The 1,442-nt window shown below is 69.8% G+C and carries 1 protein-coding gene; it reads right to left on the bottom strand.

Annotated elements, in window-relative coordinates:
* Positions 1–1,442, bottom strand: a 1,442-nt coding sequence (locus tag AAW14_RS39305; protein ID WP_265569257.1) for a condensation domain-containing protein, incomplete at both ends; no start/stop codon positions are given.

The raw sequence follows: 1,442 nt of genomic DNA, 5'->3' as shown, positions 1-1,442 counted from the left end.
TCACCATCGTCATCGACCGAGACAGCGAGCGGGTAGTTGGTCCGCTCCCTCGCGTACAAGGTGCGGATGCCACCCACCGGTCCGTCCCAGGGCTCCGCCGGCGGCTCGGGCCCCTCGTCGGTGTTGTGCCGGTAGTTGAACAGCGCGGAGAACAGTGGCGCGTCCCCGACCACTCCGCTCGCCTGCATGGCCAGCGCCAGCGGCGCGTGCTCGTGTTCCAGCAGCTCCGCGAGCTGACTCCGCATCGCCGACACCGCACCCAGCACGCCGAGTTCATCCGTCCGCACCCGCACCGGCAGCGTGTTGATGAACGGGCCCGGCACGCGCTCCGCAGCCGCGCCGGCATTCATCCGGCCGAACAGCAGGGTGCCGAAAACAACATCGTCCCGTCCCGCCATCACCGCAAGCGCACGCGACCAAGCGACGTGCATCACCGTCGCCGCGCTGGCGCCCAGCCTGCGGGCGACCTCCCTCATCCGCGCGTCCAACTCGAGGCCGAAGGCCAGCGTGGCGCGCACAACGCCGGAGCCGTCGCCACGCACGTTCACCGCGCCGAACGGTGCCGTGCCTTCGGTGACGTCCCCGAGCAGGCGGGTGAAGTAGCGCTCCTGCTCGGCGCTGTCCGCCCCGGTGCGCGCCTGGACGACGAAGTTGCGGAACGGCAGCGCCTCGGGCAGACCGGCATCACGGCCGGTGAGGTACGCGTCCAGCTCCGCGAGTAGCACCTCAAGTGCGGTGTGGTCCTGGACGATGTGGTGCATCCGTACCAGCGCCACCCACCGCTCGTCCCCGGGGACGGGCGCGATGTGGGTGTCGATCAGCGGTGCCTGCGCGAGGTTCATCGACAGGCCGACACCGGTCAGCAGCTCATTGACCAGGTCGGTGTCGTGCGGATCCAAGATCACTTCGTGGACCGGCAGTTCGGCTCGGCGCCACACCACCTGGACGGGCTCGCGCAGTCCGTCCCACACGATTCCCGTCCGCAGGATGTCATGGCGTGCGATCACCTGCCTCAGCGCGTCGAGAAAGGCGTCGAGGCGCTCACGGGAGCTGAACTCCATGACCACGGGCATCACGTACGCGTCATCGTCGTCGTGGGCCAGCAGGTGGTGGAAGAGCAGGCCCTCCTGGAGCGGGGCGAGCGGGTAGACGTCGGCGACGTTGGCCGCGCCACCGTCGACGGTGGCGACGACCCGCTCGACCTCGTCGGCGGTCAGGTCCACCAGCGGGAGCATCTCCGGTGTGATCACGCTCGCGCCGTCCGGAATCAGGTTCTGCGGCACGACGACCCGGTCGGCGCTCACAGCCAGGGCCAGCCCGGCAGGGGTCGGCGTCTGGAACAGCGCCCGTACCGAGACCGACACACCCCGCCGACGCAGCACCTCCACCAGCCGAATGGCGAGGAGGGAGTGACCACCGAGGCGGAAGAAGTCGTCGTCCAC

It is taken from the genome of Streptomyces hygroscopicus (assembly GCF_026168105.1).
Classification (GTDB): Bacteria; Actinomycetota; Actinomycetes; order Streptomycetales; family Streptomycetaceae; genus Streptomyces; species Streptomyces hygroscopicus_D.
The sequence above is the reverse complement of the archived record's forward strand: the minus strand, read 5'-3'. Positions and strand labels throughout refer to the sequence as shown.